The 6,509-nt window shown below is 60.8% G+C and carries 6 protein-coding genes; 3 read left to right on the top strand and 3 right to left on the bottom strand.

Annotated elements, in window-relative coordinates; genetic code table 11:
* Window positions 1-176 precede the first annotated feature (176 nt).
* Entirely contained in the window at window positions 177-1,853 is a 1,677-nt protein-coding gene (locus ABD919_RS09040) for an ABC1 kinase family protein (RefSeq protein WP_345235670.1), read from the top strand.
* Between the two features lie 139 nt (window positions 1,854-1,992).
* Window positions 1,993-4,137 carry a hypothetical protein gene (locus ABD919_RS09045; protein WP_345235671.1) on the top strand — a complete coding sequence of 715 codons (2,145 nt, stop codon included), beginning with the start codon at window positions 1,993-1,995 and terminating at the stop codon, window positions 4,135-4,137.
* A 19-nt stretch (window positions 4,138-4,156) separates the two neighbouring features.
* On the opposite strand, the gene ABD919_RS09050 is transcribed toward ABD919_RS09045, so the two are convergent.
* Together ABD919_RS09050 and ABD919_RS09055 are read right to left on the bottom strand one after the other, a co-directional pair.
* On the bottom strand, window positions 4,157-4,351 hold the full coding sequence (locus ABD919_RS09050) for a hypothetical protein (RefSeq protein WP_345235672.1): 195 nt from the start codon (window positions 4,349-4,351) through the stop codon (window positions 4,157-4,159).
* 30 nt (window positions 4,352-4,381) lie between these two features.
* Window positions 4,382-4,753, bottom strand: coding sequence for an iron chaperone (locus ABD919_RS09055; protein WP_345235673.1), 372 nt, complete (start codon window positions 4,751-4,753; stop codon window positions 4,382-4,384).
* Between the two features lie 285 nt (window positions 4,754-5,038).
* Between ABD919_RS09055 and ABD919_RS09060 the strand changes: the two genes are divergently transcribed.
* The gene (locus ABD919_RS09060) at window positions 5,039-6,022 is read left to right on the top strand and encodes a hypothetical protein (RefSeq protein ID WP_345235674.1); all 984 of its coding nucleotides are present in this window, start codon (window positions 5,039-5,041) and stop codon (window positions 6,020-6,022) included.
* Window positions 6,023-6,166: 144 nt separating this feature from the next.
* Here ABD919_RS09060 and ABD919_RS09065 read toward each other — a convergent pair.
* A partial coding sequence (locus ABD919_RS09065; RefSeq protein ID WP_345235675.1) for a hypothetical protein occupies window positions 6,167-6,509 on the bottom strand: 343 nt, incomplete at its 5' end.

Here is a 6,509-nt window from a genome sequence, read left to right on the forward strand (position 1 = left end):
ACAACTAACAACTAACAACTAACAACTAACAACTAACAACTAACAACTAACAACTAACAACTAACAACTGACAACTGACAACTGACAACTGACAACTGAAGACCGACAGCCGCGGCTGCGCTTATTATTGCGCGGAAATCTGCGAAATCGGATAAATCTCCGTAAATCTGCGGTCCATGTTTAAAAACACCATTTCCAACCTTACCCGCATTCGGCAGGTAGCCGAGGTGCTGCTGCGCTACGGCTTCGAAGACATTGTGACCAGCACGCCCCTGCGGCGGCTGGTAAGCCAGAGCCGGCGCCTGAGCTGGCAGCGGGAAGAGCGGCCGGTGTTTGAAACCACGCGCTGGGAGCGGGTGCGCCTGATTATCGAGGAGCTGGGGCCCACCTTCATCAAGCTGGCCCAGGCCATGAGCAACCGGGCCGACCTGCTGCCCCAGGGCCTGATTGACGAGTTTGAGAAGCTGCAAAGCAACGTGCCGCCCTTCGACGTGGCCCTGGCCCGGCAGATAATTGAGGAAGAGCTGGGCCGGCCCATCGTCGAGGTGTTCAGCGAGTTCGACGACAACACCCTGGGCTCGGCCAGCATCGGGCAGGTGCACCGCGCGCGCCTGCTCACGGGCGAGGAAGTGGTGGTGAAGATTCAGCGGCCGGGCGTGCAGCAGAAGGTGAAGTCGGACCTGGCCCTGCTGCACGAGCTGGTGCGCCTGACGGCCGGCTTCCTGCGCAACCACGGCCTGTCCAACCCCCAGGACATCGTGGAGGCCTTCGAGCGCAGCATGAGCAAGGAGCTGGACTACACGGCCGAGGCCCGCTCCATGGAGCAGTTCCGCAAGCTCTACGCCGACTACACGGAGTTTTACATTCCCAAGCCTTTCCGGGAGTGGAGTACCAGCCGCATCCTGGTGATTGAGTTCGTGAGCGGCTGCAAAATCACCGACAAAGCCCGGCTGCTGGAGTGGGAGCTCAGCCCGGAAACCGTGGCCGAAACGGGCATGGACATCTACCTGACCCAGATTTTCGAGTTCGGCATCTTCCACGCCGACCCCCACCCGGGCAACGTGCTGGTGCAGCCCGACGGCCGCTTGGTGCTCATCGACTTCGGCATGGTGGGCCGCCTCACCAAGCAGCAGAAGTACGCCTTCGCGGGGGTGTTCATCGGCATGGCCCGGCAGGATGCGCGCAGCATGGCCCTGAACTTCCGCCGCTTGGCCATCACGGCCGAGATTCCCGACATGCGGGCCTTCGAGTCGGACCTCAGCCAGCTGATTGAGGACTTCGCCACGCTCGACGTGAAGGAGATGAGCATGAGCGACCTGGCCGATGCGCTGCAGGGCATTATCTACACCTACAAGCTGCAGGTGCCGGGGGCGGTATTTCTCATTCTGCGGGCCCTGGTAATTCTGGAAGGCATTGGCAAGGTGCTGCACCCCTCGTTCAACACCTTCGAGTTTGTGCGGCCTTACGGCGTCAAAATCATCAAGGAGCAGTACTCGCGCGACAACATCCTGAGCGAGGCCCAGTATACCGGCGCCCAGCTGCTGGCCCTCATCCAGACCCTGCCCACGGACATCCGGCAGATTGTGCGCAAAATCAGCAAGGGCGAGCTGCGGGTGAAGGTGGAGCTGAGCGGCTACCAGCAGCTGCTGCGCAAAGCCGACCAGCTCGTGAGCCGCACCATTCTGGCCTTGCTCTGCGTGGGCGGCCTGCTGTTTTCGGGCCTGTCGCTGCTGGGCCGCTACTCGCCCGCCATGCCCTACCACCGCGGCGTGCCCGAAATAACCTGGTGGAGCCTGGGCACCACGGGGTTTCTGCTGCTGGTTTTGTTTCTGCTGGGGCTACGGAAGAAGTAATTCAGTTAAAAGTTGAGAGTTAAAAGCGGTTCTGCTTTTTAACTCTCAACTTTTAACTTTTAACTGAAAACCGCAGGCCCGACCTTTGTGGCCGGCCCCGGTCCGGGCCGTTGCTTTTGCTATTGCTGTGCGGTTTCTGGTGGCTATTCGTTCGTTATTTCTACTCATTGGATTGATTGGGGGGCTGGGAGTAGTGCCGGCACTGGCCCAGGACGGGCCGGCTTTGCTGCGGGAGGTTACTGTTCGCACCGATACGGCCACCTTTCACCTTAGCCGCCACGCCGTAGCCAACCAGGGCGAGACGGCCCTGTACTTCTGGTTTCGCCGCGACGACGAAACCGTGGAGCTGCGCCTGGAGCCCGAGAAGATTGGCGACGCCCGCTCGCTGCGCCTGCGCCGCTCGCCCGATTACGTGCAGCTCGACTCCCTGACGCGTGAACCCGACGGTACCTACCGCACCCGGCTAAAGTTTACGGACCTGACCAGCAGCAGCTTTCTGCGCCTGGTGGTGGAGCAGCCTGCGGAAGCGGCCGGCCAGCCGGCCCAGCGCGAAACCGTGAACCTGCTGCCCCTGGCCCGTACCACGGTGGCTTTGCGCCGCAGCGACGACGAGCTGTTTGTGGGCGAGGAGAAGTCGTTTGAGCTCACCAGCTCCAACCCGCGCAACGTGCGCGCCACCGGCGAGTGGGTGCGGGGCGAGGAGTTCGACTACCGCCTCACGACCGGCCCCAACGGCATGCTGCGCCTGAGCGTGCTGCCCAACCAGCTGGGCAAGCGCACCCTGGTGGTGAAGCTGCAGGCCGAGCGGCCCATGCTGCAGCCCGGCGGCCGCCTGAGCTACCAGCTGCCCGTGCTGCGCCAGGAGTTTGTGGTGAAGGCCAGCCGCCTGCGCTTTCTCTCGCCCGACAAGCGCAGCGTAACCCTGGACGAGGAAAGCCGCCGCAAAGGCGTGGAGCTGATTCTGGACAATGGCCGCTCGTTTGAGCTGCGCCGCACCTACCGCCTCGAAGACCAGGAAGAGCCCGGCGGCACGCTGCTGGCCGAGCTTTACACCCGCCAGTACCTGAGCAACGACCGGGTGCTGTGCTACCTGCGGCCCTACAACACCCACCGCCAGACCGACGGCTACCTCTACGTCAAGCTCAACGACCAGGCCCAGTACATCACCAACCTCGACATCACGCCCAAAACCACCATCAGCGGCGTGCAGCTGCTGCACCGCGGCGGCGAGTGGACTTCTTCCCTGACCGTGAACCCCGGCGAAACCGTGGACGTGCGCGTGGAAGGGGAGGGCCTGCAGAAGGCGCGCATGCACTTCGAAGACCTGACGGTAATTCCCTCGGATTCGTCTATCCGCACCGATGGCCGCCTGGTGTACCGGGTGCAGGTGCCGGTGAGCTACGACAAGCGCAAAAGCACGCTCTACAACGGCAGCCAGCCCACCAGCTTCGCACTCAGCATCCGCGAGTACCAGCGGCCCCACCCCCTGGACTTTGTATCCGTCAGCTACGGCGAGCAGGCCCGCTCCATTACCAAGCTGGGCGGGCCGGTGCTCTACGACCACACCATCCGCGACGTGGTGTTTCAGTTCCGCCCCGAGGGCATCGACGTCGACAACTTCCTCTTCGGCAAGCAGTACCTCAGCTTCGACATCCGCCTGCTCAACCCCAAGGGCGAGCTGATTGAGATGCGTACCGTCGACAACCTGCTGGTGTGCCCCGGCTTAAACTCGCCCCGGGCGGCGTTCTACCAGGACAAGCTCTGCCGCATTGACCCGCTCAGCCTCAACAGCCTGCTGGGCCGCAAGACCTACGACCTCGACGACTGGAGCCGCATCGTGGTGACGGTGAAGCACAACCCCAGCCAGTACGGCAGTGAGCCCGGCTACAGCCAGACGGTGGAGCTGGTGCTGAAGCGCAAAATCAAGTTTGATGTGGACGTGAGCTTCCCGACGGGCCTGCTCACCCGCCGGCAGGGCGAAGAGGGCTACGGCAACTTCGGCGGCATCTCGCTGGCCACCCTGGCCCAGCTGAGCTTCTACAGCCCGGAAAAAATTAACCGCCTGCGGCCCTACAAAGTAGGAGCTGGCTTTGTGGCCCTCAATGCCTTCAACCTTAGCCCCGACAGCAAAAACCGCGACCTGGGCATTGTCATCCTGGGCTCGGTGTATCCCACGCGCCGCGAGGCCCGGCTCACTTTTCCGCTCTACCTCGGCGGCGGCTATCTGCTCTCGGCCGGCAAGTGGTTCTACCTGCTCGGGCCGGGTATTGGCGTGCGGTTGTAGCGTTGTCGATACTGAAGAACTATCGCTGCAGTTGAATTTGCCTTTCCCGGAGCAGCTCTAAAAACGCTTCGTCTTCTAACTGGAAAAGCTTGGGGTTGTGCTCTCCGGTCATGGCTACAACCATAATGAGTTGTCCCAGCCGGAAGTCGGGGTGGGCTTTCCACAACTCGCCCAGTTGAGCCAGGATTCCATCAATTCTTTCAGGGTTTCTCATCGATTAAGCTAGCTGACGCTGGGTTGAAGGTTATTTCTGGCGGCTCTGCTCGGCGTTCTGCCGGGCCCGGAACGTAACCATGCGTTTAATCAGCTCCTCGGGCAGGGGCTGGCTGTGCGGAAACTGCACTGAGCCTTTACCAATCTTGTAGCGGGCCAACTCGTCTTTAAACGCTTCAATTCCAACGGGGGCCGGATAAAAGCCCAGGTGATGCTGGAAGGCCGCAACGTAAGCCAGGGGCTTTTGGTGGAGCTTAAACGTGGGCATGGCGTAGCTGATGCTTTCTTCCGCGTCGGGGGCCACCTGCCGGATGAGGGCCCGAACCTGCTCCAGCCGGGGCCGAAGCCCGGGCGGGCAGCCGGCAATGTATTCGCTGATGGTGGCGGGCTTGGGATTAGGCATGGCTGGTGGGTTGCAAAGGGTGGCTGAGCCGTGCAAGGTAGCCCGCCCCGGTAATTGACTGAGCCGAACCGAGCCAAAACTAGCCAGATTGCAGCTGCCTGAAAAGTCCTGAATCCTGAGCTTGAGCTGGCAGGCAACGTGCTGATTTTTAGCGGCGAGCCTGGACTGGTTTTAGGAGGGCGAAAGTCTGACAATCTCAACTTTCGACTAGCGCCGGGGCGACTGGCCACTTCACCTTTGCCAGCACTTACCGCTATTGGTAAGTAGCCCACTGGCAGCAAACCCATGAAACTTCTGACTACTCTCCTGGCCGGGCTGCTGCTCGGCAGCACCCTCAGCGCCACGGCGCAGTTTGCCAAAACCGACGAGCACGACCCCAGCTACGGCACCCACAAGCACATCACCGTGGCCGTGTCGCGCTACGCCGAAGCCCACGCCGAGCTGAGCCGCTTTATCCGCACCCGGGCGGCGCGCCAGCACAAGCAGGAGGAAACGCCCACCCAGCTTATTGCCAACTTCGGCCTGCCCCTGCGCGAGCTGCCCAAGCTCGACTCCCTGGTGGCTACCCTGGGCTTCGTGCTCGAAAACAACCTGAACGCCGAAGACCTGACCACCCGCGAGCAGGAACTGCGCCTGGAGGAAAAGCGCCAGGCCGACCCGAGCGGCAGCGAGCGGCTGTTTCGCGTGCGCCAGCAGCTGGCCGACCTCAGCAGCCACGCCGGGCAGGCCTACGTGACGCTGCGCCTCTACGACGAGGTGAGCTTCCCCACCGGCAACCGCCCCAACCGCGTGAGCTTCGTGAACATGCCCGGCGTAGAGTACGGCTTCCTGCGCCTCGACAACCCCCGCCTCGGGCTGACCAGCCAGGCCTACCAGGGCTACGCCATCAAGTACATGTTTACCCGGGGCAAGAGCTACCTCAACCTGGGCGTGTACAAGCCCCTGACCCAGAGCGACGCCGACGGCTTCGTGAACGAGCTGTTCATCGTCAACCTCGGCCAGGACTTCTACCCGCGCAACTTCGGCCGGGGCCGGCGCCGCTTCCTCAACCTCTATTCCTGCTACCAGGTGGGCGGCTTTATCATGAACCGCCAGGGCACCGAGAAAAACGAGTTTATTCCCAACCTCAACCTGGGCCTGGGCGTGGAGCTGCTCAAAACCCGCCACGTGCTGCTCGACACCAAAGCCAGCTACTTCATCCCGCTGCACGACCGCAGCCGCGACCTGCGCGGGATAATCGGGCAGGCGTCGTTCAACTTCGTGTTTTAAGCTGAGTTATATAGGTTAGCAAAAAGCCCCCTGGTTCTGCCAGGGGGCTTTTTGGCGTTTGATTCTTTCGTTTGGAAGCGCTCACGGGAAGAACGGGATAAGGGCAGCTCAGGACTTGCGCCGCGTCATCGGTGGCAAGCACATTTAAATCGTGCCCATCTCTGTCCAGGCGCAGTCATGCCGGTAAACTGTAAGCGAAAAGCTTAGTTTTTGATAGTACTTCACACGATTGTATTGGAACTGATAAATCCGGCCATCTTCCTTGTTAAGAAAAGCATTGTAATTGTTGACAAATTTTCCAGGATGGAATTTGCTGGAAATCTGTCTGTAATTTTTTTTTATTCTTTGAAAACAACTGTCAGACTGTTCATCGGCAATGCCTGTGTGCTGCCTCGATCTGATTACGAAGCTGTTTAGGAAGTAGGGTGCCAATAAAAAAGACTTCCACGACGAGGCGAAATTTGGGGTGCGACCCACCTCATTTTTG

The sequence above is a fragment of the Hymenobacter saemangeumensis genome (assembly GCF_039541835.1).
In the GTDB taxonomy this organism is placed as follows: domain Bacteria; phylum Bacteroidota; class Bacteroidia; order Cytophagales; family Hymenobacteraceae; genus Hymenobacter; species Hymenobacter saemangeumensis.